19 protein-coding genes are annotated in these 18,320 nt (G+C 57.1%); 18 read left to right on the plus strand and 1 reads right to left on the minus strand.

What is annotated here, in order from left to right; translation table 11 throughout:
* Nucleotides 1-66: 66 nt before the first annotated feature.
* The 15 genes from EDC14_RS04880 to EDC14_RS04950 all read left to right on the plus strand — a co-directional run bounded on the left by EDC14_RS04880 (nt 67) and on the right by EDC14_RS04950 (nt 13,752).
* Nucleotides 67-960, plus strand: a complete 894-nt coding sequence (locus tag EDC14_RS04880) for a carbohydrate ABC transporter permease (protein WP_132013140.1) — start codon at nt 67-69, stop codon at nt 958-960.
* Between the two features lie 9 nt (nt 961-969).
* The gene (locus EDC14_RS04885; RefSeq protein ID WP_132013142.1) at nt 970-1,812 is read left to right on the plus strand and encodes a carbohydrate ABC transporter permease; all 843 of its coding nucleotides are present in this window, start codon (nt 970-972) and stop codon (nt 1,810-1,812) included.
* Between the two features lie 42 nt (nt 1,813-1,854).
* Nucleotides 1,855-2,757, plus strand: coding sequence for an N-acetylneuraminate lyase (locus EDC14_RS04890; protein ID WP_132013144.1), 903 nt, complete (start codon nt 1,855-1,857; stop codon nt 2,755-2,757).
* Between the two features lie 102 nt (nt 2,758-2,859).
* Entirely contained in the window at nt 2,860-3,615 is a 756-nt protein-coding gene (locus tag EDC14_RS04895; RefSeq protein ID WP_132013146.1) for an RraA family protein, read from the plus strand.
* A gap of 33 nt (nt 3,616-3,648) precedes the next feature.
* Nucleotides 3,649-4,272 carry an SGNH/GDSL hydrolase family protein gene (locus EDC14_RS04900; RefSeq protein WP_132013148.1) on the plus strand — a complete coding sequence of 208 codons (624 nt, stop codon included), beginning with the start codon at nt 3,649-3,651 and terminating at the stop codon, nt 4,270-4,272.
* A 27-nt stretch (nt 4,273-4,299) separates the two neighbouring features.
* Nucleotides 4,300-5,964, plus strand: a complete 1,665-nt coding sequence (locus tag EDC14_RS04905; protein ID WP_132013149.1) for an FAD-binding protein — start codon at nt 4,300-4,302, stop codon at nt 5,962-5,964.
* Nucleotides 5,965-6,255: 291 nt separating this feature from the next.
* A complete protein-coding gene (locus tag EDC14_RS04910; protein ID WP_132013150.1) occupies nt 6,256-6,762 on the plus strand; it encodes a DUF2284 domain-containing protein in 507 nt (168 codons plus the stop codon).
* Between the two features lie 403 nt (nt 6,763-7,165).
* Nucleotides 7,166-7,351 (plus strand): hypothetical protein, encoded by a 186-nt coding sequence (locus EDC14_RS04915; RefSeq protein WP_132013151.1) that lies wholly within the window; start codon nt 7,166-7,168, stop codon nt 7,349-7,351.
* 225 nt (nt 7,352-7,576) lie between these two features.
* Entirely contained in the window at nt 7,577-7,840 is a 264-nt protein-coding gene (locus tag EDC14_RS04920; protein ID WP_132013152.1) for a type II toxin-antitoxin system prevent-host-death family antitoxin, read from the plus strand.
* Nucleotides 7,837-8,151 carry a type II toxin-antitoxin system RelE/ParE family toxin gene (locus EDC14_RS04925; RefSeq protein ID WP_132013153.1) on the plus strand — a complete coding sequence of 105 codons (315 nt, stop codon included), beginning with the start codon at nt 7,837-7,839 and terminating at the stop codon, nt 8,149-8,151. The genes EDC14_RS04920 and EDC14_RS04925 overlap by 4 nt, the downstream gene beginning before the upstream one ends.
* 480 nt (nt 8,152-8,631) lie before the next feature.
* Nucleotides 8,632-9,369: an ABC transporter permease gene (locus EDC14_RS04930; protein WP_132013292.1), complete on the plus strand. Its 738-nt coding sequence runs from the start codon at nt 8,632-8,634 to the stop codon at nt 9,367-9,369.
* Complete coding sequence (locus tag EDC14_RS04935; RefSeq protein WP_424337398.1) at nt 9,369-10,154, plus strand: ABC transporter ATP-binding protein; 786 nt, start codon at nt 9,369-9,371, stop codon at nt 10,152-10,154. Before EDC14_RS04930 ends, EDC14_RS04935 begins: the two co-directional genes overlap by 1 nt.
* A gap of 165 nt (nt 10,155-10,319) precedes the next feature.
* Nucleotides 10,320-11,327, plus strand: coding sequence for an ABC transporter substrate-binding protein (locus EDC14_RS04940; RefSeq protein ID WP_132013155.1), 1,008 nt, complete (start codon nt 10,320-10,322; stop codon nt 11,325-11,327).
* A gap of 223 nt (nt 11,328-11,550) precedes the next feature.
* A complete protein-coding gene (locus EDC14_RS04945; protein WP_132013156.1) occupies nt 11,551-13,065 on the plus strand; it encodes a sensor histidine kinase in 1,515 nt (504 codons plus the stop codon).
* 6 nt (nt 13,066-13,071) lie between these two features.
* The gene (locus tag EDC14_RS04950) at nt 13,072-13,752 is read left to right on the plus strand and encodes a response regulator transcription factor (RefSeq protein ID WP_132013157.1); all 681 of its coding nucleotides are present in this window, start codon (nt 13,072-13,074) and stop codon (nt 13,750-13,752) included.
* On the opposite strand, the gene EDC14_RS26625 is transcribed toward EDC14_RS04950, so the two are convergent.
* Nucleotides 13,744-13,914: a hypothetical protein gene (locus EDC14_RS26625; protein WP_165907800.1), complete on the minus strand. Its 171-nt coding sequence runs from the start codon at nt 13,912-13,914 to the stop codon at nt 13,744-13,746. The genes EDC14_RS04950 and EDC14_RS26625 overlap by 9 nt on opposite strands.
* Nucleotides 13,915-14,545: 631 nt before the next feature.
* Between EDC14_RS26625 and EDC14_RS04955 the strand changes: the two genes are divergently transcribed.
* The 3 genes from EDC14_RS04955 (at nt 14,546) to pcrA (ending at nt 18,274) form a co-directional block, all read left to right on the plus strand.
* Nucleotides 14,546-14,740 (plus strand): hypothetical protein, encoded by a 195-nt coding sequence (locus EDC14_RS04955; RefSeq protein WP_132013158.1) that lies wholly within the window; start codon nt 14,546-14,548, stop codon nt 14,738-14,740.
* 153 nt (nt 14,741-14,893) lie between these two features.
* Nucleotides 14,894-15,934 (plus strand): MFS transporter, encoded by a 1,041-nt coding sequence (locus EDC14_RS04960; protein WP_132013159.1) that lies wholly within the window; start codon nt 14,894-14,896, stop codon nt 15,932-15,934.
* A gap of 132 nt (nt 15,935-16,066) precedes the next feature.
* Complete coding sequence (gene pcrA, locus EDC14_RS04965) at nt 16,067-18,274, plus strand: DNA helicase PcrA (protein WP_132013160.1); 2,208 nt, start codon at nt 16,067-16,069, stop codon at nt 18,272-18,274.
* Nucleotides 18,275-18,320: the final 46 nt, after the last annotated feature.

Genomic DNA, 18,320 nt, shown 5'->3' on the forward strand with positions numbered 1-18,320 from the left:
GCGAACCAAGCCGTTTCCGCTTTATCAAAATGCGATAGCAAAGTTTTTCGATTGAGGTGGCAAAACATGACTGACCTGACCCTGAGGCCCGCGGCGTCATTCTGGAAGCGCTATGGCTTCGGCTATCTGCTAATCCTGCCGACAGTGCTATATCTGGTGCTATTTCAAGTGTATCCGCTGTTTGAGTCGTTCCGGCTCAGTTTCACCGATTTGAACTTTCTCCGTCCGGGCAGCGGCGGGTATATCGGCTTGCAAAACTATCTCAAACTGATGACCCAGGATCCCAATTTTTGGCCGATCTTCGGCAACAGCCTGTTCTGGGTGTTGGGTTCGACGGTGCTCCAGTTCATCGTGGCGATGCCCGCGGCGTTGGTGCTCAATGCCAAGCTGCCGTTCCGGCCCGTCTGGCGCGGCCTGTTGATGGTGCCCTGGGTGACGCCGATGGTGGTGATGGGTCTCATCTGGAAATGGATCTATGACGGGGATTACGGCCTGCTCAACTTCTACCTGCACACCAAGGTGATCTGGCTGGGCGATCAGGGCACGGTCTGGCCGGCGTTGTTATTCGCCTCGATGTGGAAGGGCTTCCCCTATGTCACCCTGATGATGCTCGCCGGACTCCAGGGCGTGCCCGAGGAGATGTACGAGGCTTCCTATATCGACGGCTGCAACGCCTGGAAGCGGTTCTTCTACATCACCCTGCCGATGCTCGTTCCGGTGATGTTCGTGACCGGACTGGTCTGCATCATCACTTCCTGGACCAAGTTTGAGATGATCTGGGTGCTCACCGCCGGCGGGCCGGGCCATGCCACCAGCATCCTGCCGACCTATATCTATACGAATTCATTCCAGTTCTTCAATTTGGGGACCGGTTCGGCGGTGGCCGCCATCTCGACCCTGTTTGTGCTGGCCATCGTGCTGGTTTATTTGCGGCTGTTCGACGCCAAGGGAAATGAGTGAGGTAACGCGATGCAGAGCAGAAAGATATTATCCAAAACAATCATTTACGGCGGTTTGGCCGTGGTCATGGGCTTCACGCTGCTGCCCTATCTCTGGCTGTTAGTCAGCACCCTCAAAACCGACCAGGAGATCTTCCAGGTGATTCCGAGCTGGATCCCGAAACGGTTCACGCTGGTGAATTATGCCTGGGCCTTGGGGCCGAACGGCACCAATCTGCTTCCCTTGCTCTTCAACTCGATCCTGGCGTCGGGCGGGACGGCGCTGTTGACCGGATTCTTCGCCGCCACCGGCGGCTACGCGCTGGCCCGCTACAGGGCGCCGGGGTTCAAGACGGTCAGCGTGGCGATCCTGCTGTCCCAGATGTTTCAGGGGCCGCTGATCATGGTGCCCTGGTATAAAATGGCCGGGATGCTCGGCATCTTAAACACCCATCAGGTGCTGATCCTGATCTACAGCACGGCGACGATCCCGATCGGCGTCTGGCTGATGCGGGGCTTTTTCGAGACGGTCCCCAAGGAGCTGGAGGAAGCGGCCTCGGTGGACGGCTGCACCAAACTGGCGACGCTCTTCCGGATCGTGCTGCCCCTGACAGCGCCCGGGCTGGTCTCGATCATTATCTACTCGTTCATCCTATCGTGGAACGACTACCAATACGCGCTGATCCTGACCACTTCGACCCAGGCCAAGACGGTGCAGGTCGGCATCGCCGAGCTGATGGACAGCATGGGCAAGCAGAACTGGGGCGGGATCATGGCCAGCAGCGTCATTGTGACCATTCCGATCATCGGACTCTTTGGCGTGGTGCAACGTTATTTGATCGAAGGATTGACATCCGGCGCGGTGAAAGGTTGACCGCCAGCAAATACATTCATCAATAAAGCGAGGACAAAAATCATGGCAAAACTACAAGGCATCTACCCGGCTCTGATCACTCCCTTTACCAAGGAGGGCGGGATCAACCACCAGGCGCTGCGGGAGATTGTCCGCCTGAATCTGGAGAAGGGCGTCGACGGTTTTTACGTCGGCGGCAGCACGGCTGAGGCTTTCATGCTCAGCCAGGAAGAACGGAAAGCGATCTTGGAGACCGTGGCGGATGAAGCGGGGGGCAAGGCGGCCATCATCTATCACATCGGCTGCATCCACACCGAACATGCCGCCGAATTGGGGAAATTCGCCGCGAAGGTGGGCGTGGACGCGCTCTCGTCGGTGCCGCCCTTCTATTATAAATTCTCATTCCAAGAGATCAAGGACTACTACTTCGATCTGATCGAGCAGACCGGATTGCCGATGATCGTCTATAATATCCCGGCCTTCTCCGGGGTGAACTTCAGCATCGCCAATGTCAAGGAGCTGACCGCCAACCCGCGGGTCATCGGGATCAAGCATACCTCCTATGATCTGTTCCAGCTGGAACAGATGAAGACCATCGATTCCCGGTTGACCATCTTCAACGGCCACGATGAAGTCTTCCTGGCCGGCCTGGCCATGGGGGCCGACGGCGCCATCGGCAGCACCTACAACTTTATGGCCGAAAAGTTCGTCGCCATCAACCGGCTGTACGCGGCGGGCCGGATCCAAGAGGCCCAACAGCTGCAGGTGGAGGCCAATCAAGTGATCGACCTGCTGATCGAGGTCGGGGTCTTCCAGGGCATCAAATATGTCCTGAACCTCATGGGCATCGACAGCGGCGAATGCCGGAAGCCATTCCGCTCCTTGAACGATGAGCAAAAACAGCGCTTGGCGAAGCTCACCGAGGAACACCGTTATTTCCAGGCCAAACAAGCAATCCATCCCTAAGCGGGGATCCACCGTTTACAGGAACCGAACAGGGGCGGAGGGAATCCTCCGCTCCTTACGTTCCGGGGAGGAAACGATCGATTCAAAAAAGGGGCTGAGATGATGAACGCTTCGCGATTGAGCCACGCCGATCTCTTAATGTTAAAACGCTGGAATACGCCGACCGTTTATAACGGCTGGGAGCAGATCACCGGCCGGAATGCCGCGGCGGAGTGCTTCAACTCCGAGGAGACCCGGGATTTCATGCCCCAGATGGGCCCGATGGTCGGATACGCCGTCACGGTGGTGATCGAGCCCGGCAACCCCGAGCATCCGCGGCGCAATCCCAATGCCTGGAAAGAATACCGCCAGTATGTGGCCGGCGTTCCCGGCCCCAAGATCGTGGTGGTCCAGGATCTGGATCAGCCGCAAGTGGCGGGGGCTTTTTGGGGCGAGGTCAATAGCAACGTCCACCGGGCCCTCGGCTGTGTCGGTACCATCATCGACGGCGCCATCCGCGACGTCGACGAGATGACCAACGCCGGTTTCAAGGCGCTGGCCCGCAGGCTCTGCGTCGGCCACGCCTTCAGCGTTCCGGTCCGTTGGAACTGCGAGGTGGAAGTCTTCGGCTGCAAAGTCCGCCCCGGCCAGTTGATCCATGCCGACAAGCACGGCTTCCTGGCCGTGCCGGAGGAAGACGAGGCGCGCTTGCTGGAAGCGGCCCTATTCATGGACGCCAACGAATGCCAGACCATCATTCCGGCGGCCCGGAACGCCGCGGGCCAATCCCTGGAAGAGATCCTGGCCGGGATCAGCCGCGCCGAAGCGGCGTTTGGAGCGCGGGTCCGGGAGAAATTCGGCCGGAAAGGCGAGTTTTAGCGGAAGCTCCATCCGCTAGCGAGGGTGACTGCGATGAGATCCATTCTCTGTTACGGCGACTCCAACACCTGGGGCTACCGGCCCCCCGACGGCGGGCGGTACCGCCGCGAGCAGCGTTGGACCGGCGTGCTCCAGACCGAACTGGGTCCGGAGTATCTGGTGATCGAGGAAGGACTGAACGGCCGGACCACGGTCTGGGACGACCCGTTGGGGGAGTGCCGCAACGGCCGGGCGTATCTGCCGCTGTGCCTGGAGACGCACCATCCGCTGGATTTGGTGCTGTTGATGCTGGGGACCAACGATTTGAAGCTGCGCTTCCATCTGCCGGTCCGGGACATCGCCGCCGGGGCCGGGGTCCTGGTTAAGCTGGTCCAGCAGAGCAGCGCCGGGCCGGCGGGCGCGGCGCCGGCGGTGCTGCTGATCGCGCCGCCGCCGCTGGGGAAGTTGACCGCTGCGGCCGAGACCTTCCAGGGCGGTTTCGAGAAATCGCTCCGGTTGGCCGAGTGTTACCGGGAAGTGGCCGGGGAACTCGGCTGCTTTTTCCGGGACGCCGGTGCGGTGGTGACCACCAGCGATCGGGACGGCATTCATTGGGAGGCCGGGGAACATCAGCAATTCGGCCGGTGGCTGGCGCGGGAGATCGCCGCGCTGGGATGACGGCTCATCAAAAAAGCGGGTGAACGGATGCAAGCGATCACGCAACGCATGGAGACTGACGTATTGGTGGTGGGCGGCGGCGCGGCCGGCATCCGGGCGGCCATCGCCGCCCACGATGCCGGCGCGACGGTGCTTTTGGTCACGGCCGGGAGATTAGGGGGCGGAGGGTCGACTTTCTACCCGGACTCCTTGCCCTGGGGGATCCTCAGCGCGGGCGAGTCCGAGAACGGCGCCGCCGAGTTTTACGAAGAAATCCTGTCCGTGGCCGGTGGAGTGGCCGACCGGCGGCTGGTGGAGGTCCTGGCCCGGGATTCCGATGCCCGGTTGCGGGAGCTTTTCGGCTACGGCCTGGAATTCACCTCGCTGGTGCGGAATCATGAGAAGCCCTGTTTCGGGGGGCGGCCGCGCGGTTTTCAATTGAATCGGCTGAGCCAGGCCCAAGCCTGTCTGTTGCGGGAGTTGTTCAAGCGCGCCATTGCCATCCTCGAAGGGTTTAGCGGCGTCGATCTGCTGCTCCGCGACGGAGTCTGCGCGGGCATGCTGGGACTCGATGCCGCGGGCCAAGGAGTGGAGATCGCCGCCGGCGCGGTCGTGCTGGCGACCGGCGGCGCCGAATCGCTATGGCGCTACGGTTTCGGAGACCGGGAACAGTTGGGCGCGGGTTACGCCATGGCCATACGGAACGGCGCCGCCCTGGCCAACCTGGAGTTCATTCAGTTTATCCCGGGAACGCTCGCGCCGCGGCCCGGCAGCAACTTTCATCACCCGACCCTGAGCAGCCTTCCTGCCTTGCGGAATGCCGACGGGGCGGAGTTTTTGACGGATTATCTCCCGCCGGAGACCAGCGTCGCCGCTTGCTTGAATTGCCGCGCCAGCCACGGCCCGTTCAGTTACGAGGACGAATCCCGTCATTTCGACCTGGCGATCGTCCGGGAGAGCGAGCGGTTGGGGGCGCCCGGGGCGGCCGTGGTGTATGGGCCGGATTTCTTCCTGGAGCCCAAGTTCCGGTTATGGCGGGATTATCTGGCCGCCCGGGGCGTGGACTCGCGCCGGGAGCCGCTCTGGATCTACCCCCATTGCCAGGGGTTCAACGGCGGTATCCGCATCGACGAGACGGGGATGAGCGGGATTCCCAATCTGTTCGCTTGCGGGGAGACTGCCGGAGGACCCCACGGCGCCAACCGGATGGGCGGCAACGCCATTCTGGCGACCCAGGTCTTCGGCAAACTCAGCGGCGAGCATGCCGCCAAGCTGGCACGGCGGAGTTCCCGGCGCAGCGGGCCCGCCGGGGCGTCCCGGGATTGGCTCCGGGATTTCGACTCCGGCCATCCGGCGCGGCTCGCCCCGGAACAAGTATTGGACGGCATCCGGGAGACCATGCACGCGGCGGCCGGGATCATCCGCAGCGAAACGCGGTTGCGGGCGGGGCTGGACTCCCTCGCCGGGTTGGCCCGGGATTATAACCCGTTGGAATACCCGGGCCCTGCTTTACGGACGGCGTTGGCGGCAGCCAACGCGCTTTTGACCGCTACGGCGATTCTCCAAGCGATGCTGGCCCGGAAGGAGAGCCGCGGCCCTCATTTCCGGGAGGATTTTCCGGAACGGAACGATGCCGAATACGGCGGCATGAGTCTCCTGCGCTCGCGGAACGGAACGGAGCTGGAAGCCGCTATCGCGCGGAACGTTTCGTGATCGGAAGCGGAGCGAAGGTTTCACTCACGGAGTTGGCTACCACATGAAAAGCGCCCTTGATAGCGGGCGCTTTTTTGTTGCACTTGCGGGCCTAAGAGATAGGGGATGAACTGAAAAGTTCGAACGGGCTTCCCCATCCTTCAAAGTAAAACCATCATGGCAAGGATAAGGCTTATTCCAAAGTTAACGGACAATTAACCCGAGGAATCCGTTGGACCCGGCCTTGTCAATTTCCTGGCGTTACAGTAGAATGCAGAGAGAAGGATTGCCACGGCAAAATGAGGAGGGTCTATGAAACACGAGGCTTATATCAAATTAGCGCTGGAACTCGGCGCCGACCACGCGGTCCGCTTCGAGCTCGGCGATATCGTCTTTGATCCCCGGACGATTCTGAAATGCATGTTCGGCTGCGCCGACTGGGGCAAGGGCCCGACCTGCCCTTCGCGGCCCGGTTCCTACAAGCCCTGGGAATATCAGCAGATCTTCGAGAGGTATCAATGGGGCGTCATCGTGCATTCGACCGTGAAGAAGATCGCCCAAAAAGCGTCCTTCGCCATCGAAAGGGAAGCCTTTATCGACGGCTATTACTTTGCTTTTTCCCTGAGCGATTGCGCGCTCTGCGCCAACTGCGCCGGACTGGAGGGCCGGGAATGCGCCAACCCCAAACTGGCCCGCCCCGCTTTTCATAGCGTCGGGATCGATGTCTTCCGCACCGTCCGCCAGCTGGGCCTGCCCATCGAGACGCTGAAAGACCGCGATCAGCCCCAGAACTGGTATTCGGCGGTATTTATCGAATAATTCAGCAACGGATTTAGCGCTCTTCTTGGGTAGGAGTCACATGAGTCAAAGGTTGAAAGTCGAAAGTGGAAGGTTGAAGTCGAAAGTCGAAAGTCGAAAGTCGAAAGTCAAAAGTCAAAGGTTCAAAAGTCGAAGATTGAAAGGCAAAGAACATTTGACTTTAGATTTTGAATCGACACCAGCGACCTTTACTCTTAGAACTTAGACCTTAGACTTTGAACTTCAGACTTTGGACCTTAGACTTTGGACCTTAGACTTTGGACCTTAGACTTTGGACTTCAGACTTTGGACCTTAGACTTTTGAACTTTTGACCTTGAGGACCTTTGACTTTGGACTTTTGACCGTATTGCTCCCTTATTGATTCTCCGGCTGCTGGTTACACTAGAGCCGGAGGTGCTTAGCATGGGTGAACAGATTACTCCCGATGCCGTCGGAAAAGAGGTCGGCGTCCGGGCCGACCTGCGGCGGGGCCATCCCAAGCCGCGCGAGATCAAGTCGCAAGAGCCGCAGCTGGAAGCCGGCGCCGATCACGGCGGGAACAAAGGGGTCAAGCTCGATATGAGCGAGAAGGTGCGGGGTCAGGATTGAAGCAATGAGGGAGCGGGAAGACCGCCGGTGAAATGCCGGCGGTCTTTGTTTGAATCCGGTGGATTTCGACTCGGATAAGCACTTTTAACTGACATGTCGATCATCGAGTCTGTCCAAGAGAGATCACTGGGCGAACCGGGATAGAGGGAATGGAACGCCATTGAGCTTGATTCGGTATCAATATTTTGATAAAATATGTATACATTCGAAACGGGAGTGATCAGGATGCCTTCCATCAGGCCGAGCTCTGATTTGCGAAATAAATACAATGAAATTTCGGAATTTTGTCACAAGTATTCCGAGCCCGTTTATATCACGAAGAACGGTCAAGGCGATTTGGCGGTGATGAGTATCGAAACCTTCGAGCGTCTCGTCGGCAAGTGTGAGCTTTACAAGCTGCTTGGCGAGGGGATGGATGCCGTGAAGAATGATAAAGTCGTACCCGCGGAAGAGGTATTCCGTCAAATCGAGAGCGAACTGGAGGTATGAAAAGCTACCGGATCTTCATGACCCAGCCGGCGGTCAATGATTTGAGAGGGATTTCCGACTATATTGCCAACGATCTTCGTGAGCCGTCCCTTGCGAAAAAACTGGTGGGAAAGATCAAAGAGGCGGTGCTGAGCCTCGGAGAGCTGCCGGCCCGTCACGCCTTGACAGCGGATGAGAATTTGGCTGCGCAAGGAATTCGTTGGCTGACGGTCGATCATTATCTTATCTTTTATGTCGTTTCCGAAAAGAAGAAAACGGTGACGGTCATCAGGATTCTTTATGCCAAACGGGACTGGATTAACTTACTTTAGTAAAAGGAAGCAATAAGAAAGCGGGAAGACCGCCGGTGAAATGCCGGCGGTCTTTGTTTTTTCAGGTACGCCAAGCAAGACCGGCCTGGCAGTCGTTGCGACCCCTGAATCGGGGAAGTTCCAGTCCGGTTTGGAACGCGGTTGCTTGTGGAAAGTCCGGAACTTTCGAACGGGCTCGCGGCTGGTTAAAGGCCGCTTTCAACCGAAAAGTCGGATGAATATTACGACTTTTCGAAGACATTAAATTATAGTAACATGCAAGTAAGCTGTGGGAAAACAAGATTCGAATCGGTTTGCCAGGCCTGATCCTGCGGCAATGAAACGCGAGTGATTCGGACCGGCCCGGGTCCAGCAATCGATGGGGCGTTTTCGACAGGATCAAGCGATTTTTGATGGGGTGGAGGGGTGTTTTCCGTAATGTCCACGAAGGGTTCAAATAAAAAAAAGCAGAGCGGTTCCGCGAAACTGAATCAGGCTTCGATGATGGTGGTCTCCCTCGGATTGGCCATTTTGGTATGGGCGCTGTTATCATCGCTACCCGGGGTCAGTTCGATCATCGTTAGCCCGCTCCGCTTCGCCAAGGCGTTCTATAAAGAATTGGTCAATGGAGACCTGGCGATCAATATCTGGGTTAGCTTGGTAAGAATTTTTCTCGGCTTTTTCCTCGGACTGATTGCCGCCATTCCGGTCGCGTTTTTGTTGGGCTGGTATAAAACGTTCCGGACCATCGTTGAGCCTTGGATTCAGTTCCTGCGGACGATTCCGCCGATTGCCCTGATACCCTTGGTGATCGTGGCGTTTGGCGTCGGTACCATGGCCAAAGTGGTCGTCATCTTCTTTGCGGTCTTCCTGGTGATGGTGATCAGCATCTATCAGGGCGTAAGAAACGTGGACCTCACCTTGATCAAAGCCGCCAAAGTGCTGGGAGCCAAGGATAAGGATGTCTTCTTCGATGTGGTGATTCCGGCCTCCTTTCCTTACATTTTAGTCGGGGTGCGCTTGGGGCTCGCCGCCGCGCTGACCACGTTGGTCGCCGCGGAATTGACCGGCGCTTCCAAGGGCCTGGGCAATATGATTCAAGAGGCCGCGCTCTACTTCAACATGGACGTCGTGATCCTGGGCATCGTGACCATCGGGGTCATCGGGTTCATCTTTGATAAGTTGGTGTTGTGGGTAGAGAAGAAGTTGACCGGGTGGCAGGAAGTGAGGAAAGTATGATGAGTGCCGGCGCCAATCAAATTGAAATTCGGAATGTCAGTAAGGAATTTGAGGGCCGCAGCGGAACGACGGTCGCGTTGCAAAACGTCAGTTTCGATGTTGCCAGCAATGAATTCGTGTGCGTGGTGGGGCCGAGCGGCTGCGGCAAGTCGACGATTCTGAATATCATTGCCGGCCTGACCGAGCCGAGCAGCGGCACGGTGAAAGTCGGCGGCAAGGAGATCTCCGGACCGGGGAAAGAGCGAGGGGTGGTTTTTCAGCAGTATGCGTTATTTCCATGGAAGACGGTCGTCGAAAACGTGGAGTTCGGTTTGAAGTTTCAAGAAATCCCTAAGGGGGAACGGCGCCAGATTGCCGAAAAATACCTCGAGCTGGTGGGGTTGAAGGATTTCCGGGACGCCTATCCCAAGGAGCTGTCGGGAGGGATGAAACAGCGGGTGGCCATCGCCCGCGCCTACGCGGTAAACCCGGAAGTGCTATTGATGGATGAACCGTTTGGAGCGCTTGACGCCCAAACCCGGGTTCAACTGCAGGAAAATTTATTGACCACCTGGGAAAATGAGCGAAAAACCTGTTTTTTCATCACCCACGATGTGGAAGAAGCGGTCTTTCTGGCGCAACGGATCGTTATCATGAGCGCGCGGCCGGGCCGGCTCAAAGAGATCATCGAAGTCAACCTGCCCTATCCCAGGGTTCAGGAGCTCAAGTTAACCAAGGAATTTACGGAGCTTAAAAATCGCCTGTGGGCGATGGTCTACAAGGAATATCTCGCCAATCCGAAATAATCGGGAAGTTTGGTCCGGGTGAATGCCGGAAACGGATTGAAATTCAACTCGATTTAAAAGCGTTCAAAGCAAGTGATAAAGTCGTTTTAAAATCCTTTTACCAGTGGAATCGATTGGAAAGACTTTATCACCTGGCTTTTCATTCAATTTTAAGGAGGAAGCGCCGTGAAAAAAGGATTTTGGGTCAGATTGAGTCTCGTGATGCTGGTGGTATTGTTAGTGGGAAGCGCTGTTTTCGCCAAACCCGCCAAGCGGATTTCGATTCGGGTGGCGTATCATCCGCATATCGTCGGGGCGGGAACGGTCCTGATCGCGCAGGAAAAAGGGTATTTTGAGGATGAAAACCTGGATGTGCAATTGGTGCAGTTTACTTCCGGTCCTCCGGAGCTGGCCGCAATGGCGTCCGGCGATATTGACATCGGGTATCTCGGGGTCGGAGCGCATGTCTTTGCCGCCAAGGGTCAATGCAAAATCCTGGTGATGGACAGCACCGACATCAGCAATCTGATTATCGCCACCAAAAAGTCCAAGATTCGGAGTTTAAAAGATCTGTACGGCAAAACGGTGGCCGTTCCCAAAGGGACTACCGCGGATATGATCTTCGGACTGGCCTGTAAGAAAGCGAATTTGGACGTATCCAAGATCAATGTGATCAATATGGACGTCGCCGGCGCGGTGGCCGCCTTTGTCGCCGACCGGATCGATGCCGCCGCCATCTGGGAACCGTTTGTATCGGAGATCAAACGGATCAAAGGCAAGAATAACGTCGTCCAATTGCTGCATTCCAAAGAATTTGTCCCCAAAGCGATCTTCCCGCAGAGCTGGGTCGCGACTCCTAAATTCCTGGAAAACAACAGGGAAGCGACGATAAGGTTTATGAAAGCGTGGATCCGCGCCAATGAATACCGCTATCGCCACATGGATGAATGCGTGAAGATTACCGCCAAATATTTGCAACAGGACGAAACCTCCACCGCGGTTCTGGTCGACGGCACCAAGTGGCTGGATACCAAGACCTTGAAAAAGATGTACAACAACGGCACGGCGCTGAAATGGTACGAGATTGAGGAACAGATCTTCGTCGACAACAAAAAGCTCGATCAATTCGTACCGGCCACCAACTTTGTCGATCCGCAATATTTCAAAGAGGCGCTGAAAGAATTGAAAATGTAACCGAGGACCGCTTCCGGGGAATGCAAACCTCGGGCATGCCGCAGACATGGTCATAGCGTAAAGGCTTTTTCGGAAGCGCTCATTACCAATTTGCATAAGGAATATAGCTAAGGCTGGTTAAAGCTGACGCTATATTCCTTGTTTTTGTTTTTATGAAAAGGAGGCTAGCGGCCGATGTTTAATATAATCGTCACCAACGGTTTGATCCGAATCGGGGGATAACATGATCATTCTATTGTGCTTATTGATCTTCGCTTCCATGGTATTGATCATCCGGGCCAGGAAGCCCATGGCGTTTTGGATGGCCTGTGTCTTCCTGGGCTGGTTCCTGAGCATGCTGGGGTATATTATTTTTCTATCCAAATACGGGGGTTACGACTACCGGGTCAACCGGATCTTATACCTTTTCGACGACATCCGGGTCTTCTTCCTGTACTTTTCGATCTCGCTCAACTGGATCAGCCGCCTGCTGTCGGTCGGCAGAAGCATCTTTGCAATGAGTTTGGTGGGCTTGAGTTTGTCCATCGCCACCTTCTTTTCTAAAAAGACCTGCTGGTATCTGTTTGCGGCCAGCGCCCTGATTTGCCTGGTCAATATCTTAATTTACGAGCCGGCGCTTTACCGGCAGCTCTTGTACCTGCTACGATCCAATGCCATCTACCTCATCAGCGTTTTTATCCGGCTTTGGATATTGCTGACGATTTTCTTTACCTTTTACTGTTTATTGAATAAGTATTACACCGCGCGCTTGCAGTTTTTGCGCCAACAGTTGAAGTATATCATGCTGTGCGTCCTGGCTTTGACGCTATTCTACTTTTACCTGGTGTTTATGGGACCCATCCAATTGACCGATTTGCGGACCTATTATTTTTTATATACCAATTTTGGCAATTTCAATCCGCCGCTGACCATCTGGCAATGGGCGGTATTTATCGGTTTCACCGGCGTCACCTCGGTCGCCGGAATCTTCGCGATCTGGAAGTATTCCGATGTCGGCAAGCGGCTTGACACATCGGATTTATCGTACGAGCAGAAATTTTTATCGGTCAATCACGGCGTTTCCGTGATTACGCATTCATTAAAGAATCAGCTGCTGATGATCGACGTGTTGTCCAAAAAGACCGGCAAAGCGGTGAATCATCCGGGCGAAAGCATCAATGTCGCCGAGGTTACCCGAAATTTGCATGAGATTTCGGCCATCGCCAACCAAACGTTGCAACGGATAACCCAGCTTTATAAGGCGTTTAAAGACATATCGCTGAATCTCAAACCCTACCGTCTGAACCAAATTATCGAAAAAGCGCTGGAGAATGTGAAGTTTTTCCCCGAAAACGTAACCGTCCAGAAAAACATCACCGACCTGACGGTGGTCGCGGATCGCTTTTATCTGTCCGAAGCCATCGCCAATCTGATCATCAATGCCGTGGAGGCCATCGGCGACCGGCCCGGTGGCCGGGTGGTGATAGCTTCCCACTCCGAAGGAAGCTGGTGCGTCCTGGAGATCGAGGACAATGGCGGCGGCATCTCCCCCAATGAGATCGACCGGATCTTCGATCCTTTTTATACCCACAAGATCACCACCAAAAACTGGGGCATCGGCTTATCCTACGCCAAGCAGATTATCAAGGCGCATTGCGGGTATATTCAGGTCAAAAGCCGGCTCCACGAGGGAAGCACTTTCAGTATTGTTCTTCCGGTCATGGACGCCGATCTCGATAAAACGCAACAAAGGGACTGATGGACGATGAGTGTCATACGGGTCGTGGTAGCGGAAGATATGGCGGTTTTGCGGGAGTATTTCACCGGTATCATTAATGAAAACGAGGATATGAAGGTCGTGGGCGAAGCCGGCCGGGGCGAAGAAGTCTTTGCCATCCTGGAGACGGTCGAGGCGGATGTCTTGCTGACCGACATCGAAATGGCGGAACGCTTCGACGGGATTCGCACGGCGGAGATCCTCCGCCGGATATACCCCCAGCTCCGGGTGGTCTTTTTGACCGTGCATGAAGACAACGAAACGATTTTTGGCGCTTATGAAGCCGGAGCCATCGATTACGTCTTCAAAACGGCCCCGGCGGAGGAGATCGTTGAAAGCATTCGCTTAGCGCATCAAAATCGCTCGCCGATCCGGCCGGAGGTGGCCGACAAAATCCGGTCGGAATTTTCGCGGATTCGCAAAAATGAATCGGACATTATCAACGCGGTGAATATCATGTCGTTGTTTTCCCAATCGGAGCGGGAAATCATCAAGCTTTTGATCGAGCAGCGCAAGATCCGGGAGATTGCGCGAATCCGGTGCGTCGAAGTATCCACCATCAAGTCGCAGATCGGCATCATCCTGAGGAAATGCAATATGAAGCGGACCAAAAACCTGGTGCAACTGATCGAAAGTTTGAATCTGCAGAATTATTTCAAGCTACGCTGAACGGAGCCGCAACCTTTCGGCTCGCCCGCCCCCGGGCCCGGCCAATCCGCCCCCGGCCTGGATCAGTTTTCCTCGCTGGCGGACGAATCTTCCCGCGCCGGGGATCAGTTCGGCCGCGCTCGGGATCATCTCTCCCGCGGCCCGGGCGGAGTGATCCCCCATCCCGGAGAGTCCGCCCGGCCGGCGGCCGGGTCTTCCCGAGTGAAGGATCAACTCTCCCGTGTTAAGAATCAATTCTCCCGAGTCAAGGATCAACTCTCCCGTGTTAAGGATCGACTTTCCCGGGTCCGGGATCACTTATCCCACGAGGCGGGCGGGCTGTCCCTGGCAGCGGAGTGTCAGGTCCGGACCCCGGGCCAAAAGGGTCGCGCCGTGGAACACCCCGGCCGGCGGGGGGAAACGCCCGGCGTGGCAGGGGAGTGGCAGGTCGCGCCAGTTCCCCGGCTATTTCAGGAACGAATCCTGCTGCTTCCGGGGCGGTCCGTCATTCATGAATTAGAGAATTTCAAATTACCATAATATTCCCTTCGCAATACAATATATAGTGAGCAGCCCGGATATATCAATCAATATATTGTGTTGCGAAGCTTTTTCCGAAGAAATTTGAAATTCTCTCGAAGAATGATCGGGCGGCCTCACCCATCCTTTCCTGAGCGAGAGCGGCAGGTTTAGCCGCGCCGCAAACCGACCATTTCAAACCCGGGCCAAGTATGCTACAATATTCGAAGATTGATTGAGCTTTGTAATCCAAAAGCGGCGGGCCCGGGAGGAAAATCCGGGCGGGGAGTTTCACATGGGCAAAGGATGGTCCGGCTACGGCCGGGAGTTTAAACTGCTCTTCCTCACCTGGCTGCTGGTGGGGATCACCAGCGGTATCAATGATACGATCTTCAGCAACTTCATGAACGAGGTCTTTCACATCTCGGCCCAGGTCCGCGGCTATCTGGAGTTGCCCCGGGAGTTTCCCGGCTTCATCATCGCCATATAGGATGAAATAAATTTCATTTTAAGATTTGCATTCCTAAAGCCGAATGCAAATGAAGTCAAAACGGTATTTATTTCATCCTATTACTGCGGTAATAAGTTGAATTAAATTCCTTAATTTATCCATCATGGCCGGCTTTAGGGACATGATGCTTATTTGAAATTTAATTCAACTTATATCTCCGGGCTGTTGATGTTCATGGCCGACGTGCGGCTGCTGGGCGTCTCGGTCATCCTGACCACCCTGGGCATGCTCGGGCAGTCCTTTTACTTATGGGGCGGAGCGCCCCAGTTCTCCTGGGCGGTCGTCAATATGGTCATCCTCAGCACCGGCGTGCACCTGTTCATGCCGCTCTCCTCCAGCGTGACCCTGCGGCTCTCGGAGAACGGCCAGATCGGCAGGAACCTGGGGCTGCTCAATGGCGCCCAGACCGCCGCCTCGATCATCGGCTGCGTGATTATCTGGGTCGGCATGGGCTGGCTGAAGCTGAATTACGGCTGGGTCCTGCGTTGCGCCGCCTTTTTCGGCCTACTGGCCATCGGGTGCGCCTTCATGATGAAGGTCCAGCACCGCTCGGCCCATTCCGGCGTGAAGATCCGGCTGCTCTTCCGGAAGGAATATGCCCTCTTTTACTGGCTGTCGATCCTTTACGGCGCGCGCAAGCAGGTCTTTTTGACCTTTGCGCCCTGGGTCATCGTCAAGGTCTACGGCCAAAAGCCGCTGATGATGGCCACCTTGACCTTTATCGCGGCGGTGATCGGGATCGTTTTCAAGCCGTGGCTGGGCTGGCTCATCGACCGCCTGGGCGAGCGGAAGATCATCAGCGCCGAGGCAGTGCTGTTCCTCGGAGTCTGCCTGGGCTACGCTTTCGCGGGCCGGCTGGGGCTGGGAGAGTCCGCCGTCTATCTGGTCTTCGCCTGCTTCATCATTGACCTCTTGCTCAGTTCGGTGGCCATGGCCCGCACCACCTACCTCCACAAGCACCTGGTGGCGGAGGAGGATCTGACGCCCACCCTGTCGATGGGCATCTCGATGGATCACATGATCGCCATGTCCGTGCCGATGCTCGGCGGTTTGCTGTGGGAGCGCCTCGGCTTTGAAAGCATCTTCCTCGCCGCCGGCGTCCTGGCCATTGCCAATTTCTTCATCGCCCACCGCATGCCGGGGCAGCCGGCCGGCGCCGCCGCGGCGGTTTAATTTTTCATGGCCGGTCCGGCAGGAAAACCCGGCCGCCGAATGGAAGTATATACGCTGCGATCCGCCGGCCCGTTTCAACGCCGCCGGCTTGGAACGCGATTTCGCGATAGCGATGGTCTGGAGTGACATTTCATGGATATTTTGAACGGTTTGAATGAACCACAGCGCGAAGCGGTCTGCCATACCGAGGGGCCGCTTCTCATTTTGGCGGGGGCCGGTTCCGGCAAGACGCGGGTGCTGACCCACCGCATTGCCCGGCTGCTCTCGGAAGGAGTCGCGCCCTGGCAGGTGCTGGCGGTGACCTTTACCAACAAGGCCGCGGCCGAGATGCGGGAGCGGGTCGCCAACCTGGTGGGTCCGGCCGCCGAAGCGATCTGGGTCTCGACTTTCCACACCGCCTGCGTCCGGATCCTGCGCCAGGAGATCGAACGCCTCGGTTACGAGCGGAGCTTCGTCATCTTCGACGCCCAGGATCAGGCCACGGTCGTTAAGAACGTGCTGAAGGATCTGAATCTGAGCGAGAAGAGCTACCACCCCAAGGCGCTCCTGGCGTCGATCTCCGCCGCCAAGAACGAGCTCGTCGGGGTGGAGGAGTACGCCCGCAAAGCCGCCGACTACTGGTCCAACACCGTGGCCGAGGTCTACAAGCACTACCAGCGGAAACTCCATCAGAACAACGGGCTCGACTTTGACGACCTGATCATGCTGACGGTCCGGCTCTTCCGAGAGTTCCCGGAGGTGCTCGAGAAGTACCAGGAGCGGTTCCGCTATATCCTGGTGGACGAGTACCAGGATACTAACCACGCCCAGTACGTGCTGGTGACCTTGCTGGCCGCCAAGTACCAGAATCTCTGCGTGGTCGGGGACGACGACCAGTCGATCTACAGCTTCCGGAGCGCCGACATCCGAAACATCCTCGAGTTCGAGCGGGACTTTCCCCAGACCCACATCATCAAGCTGGAGCAGAATTACCGCTCCACCCAGAATATCTTGAACGCCGCCAACGAGGTGATCAAGAACAACCGGGGCCGCCGGCCCAAGCGGCTCTGGACCGAGAACCGGGAGGGCGACAAGCTCCTTTTGTACCGGGCCGACGATGAACGGGAAGAGGCCTGGTTCGTGGCGGAAGAGATCAACCGGCTGGTCAAGGAGGAAGGCTACCACTACAGCGACTTCGCCCTCTTGTACCGGACCAACGCCCAGTCGCGCAGCTTTGAAGAAGCGCTGATCCAGCGCGGTCTGCCCTACCGGGTGCTCGGCGGCTTGCGCTTCTATGAGCGGAAAGAGATCAAGGACATCCTCGCCTATTTGCGGCTGGTCTACAATCCGGCCGACCGGCTGAGCCTGGGCCGGGTGATCAATGTCCCGAAACGGGGCATCGGCGACGCCAGTTACGAACGGTTCCTGTTCTTCCTGGACGATAACAACTACGCGGTCCTCGAAGGCGCCGATCATCTCGAGGAGATTCCCAGCCTCACCTCGCGGGCCTTGAAACCGCTGGCGGCTTTCTTCAAGCTGCTGGCCGGATGGGTGGCCCAGCGGGAGGCCCTCGGCGTGAAAGAGCTGGCCGAGCTGATCCTGGAGGAGAGCGGCTACCTGCAGGAGTTGCGGAACGAGGGGAGCATCGAGTCCCAGAGCCGCCTGGAGAACCTCGACCAATTCATCTCCCTGACGGTGGAGTTCGAACAGAACAGCGACGATAAGAGTCTGGCCGCCTTCCTGGAGACCGTCGCCCTGGTGGCCGACGTCGATAATTACGAGGCCGACGCCGACGCGCTGGTCCTGATGACGCTGCACTCCGCCAAGGGCCTGGAGTTCCCGGTGGTCTTCCTGGTCGGCCTGGAGGAAGGGCTCTTCCCGCACAGCCGCTCGCTGATGGAAACCAACGAGCTGGAGGAGGAGCGCCGCCTCTGTTACGTGGGGATCACTCGCGCCCGGCGCCGCCTCTACCTCAGCCATGCCAATATGCGGACCGTCTACGGCAGCACCAGCGTCTCGGTGCCGTCGCGCTTCCTGCTGGAGTTGCCCAAAGCGAGCGTGGTCAATCTGAAAGGCGCCAACCGCCCCGGCCATTCGGGCGCGGCCCAGCCGGCGCCGCAACCGGCCGGCCTCGCGAACCGCACCGGCCGGGCCCAAGCCGGCGGGCAGCCGGCCGGCCGCGCCGCCAGCGATCCGGCGGCGATCCGGGTGGGGGTCAAAGTGCGCCATGCCAAATGGGGCATCGGCACGGTGGTCACCAAAGAGGGCAACGGGGGGGACGCCCAGGTCAAAGTGGCCTTCCCCGGCCTCGGCATCAAGTCGTTGATCCTGGCTTACGCCAACCTGGAATTGGTGGAGTGAGGCCCGGCAAAAGATTCTACATCTTTTTAAGCAGCATTTGGCAGGA

It is taken from the genome of Hydrogenispora ethanolica, assembly GCF_004340685.1.
In the GTDB taxonomy this organism is placed as follows: domain Bacteria; phylum Bacillota; class UBA4882; order UBA8346; family UBA8346; genus Hydrogenispora; species Hydrogenispora ethanolica.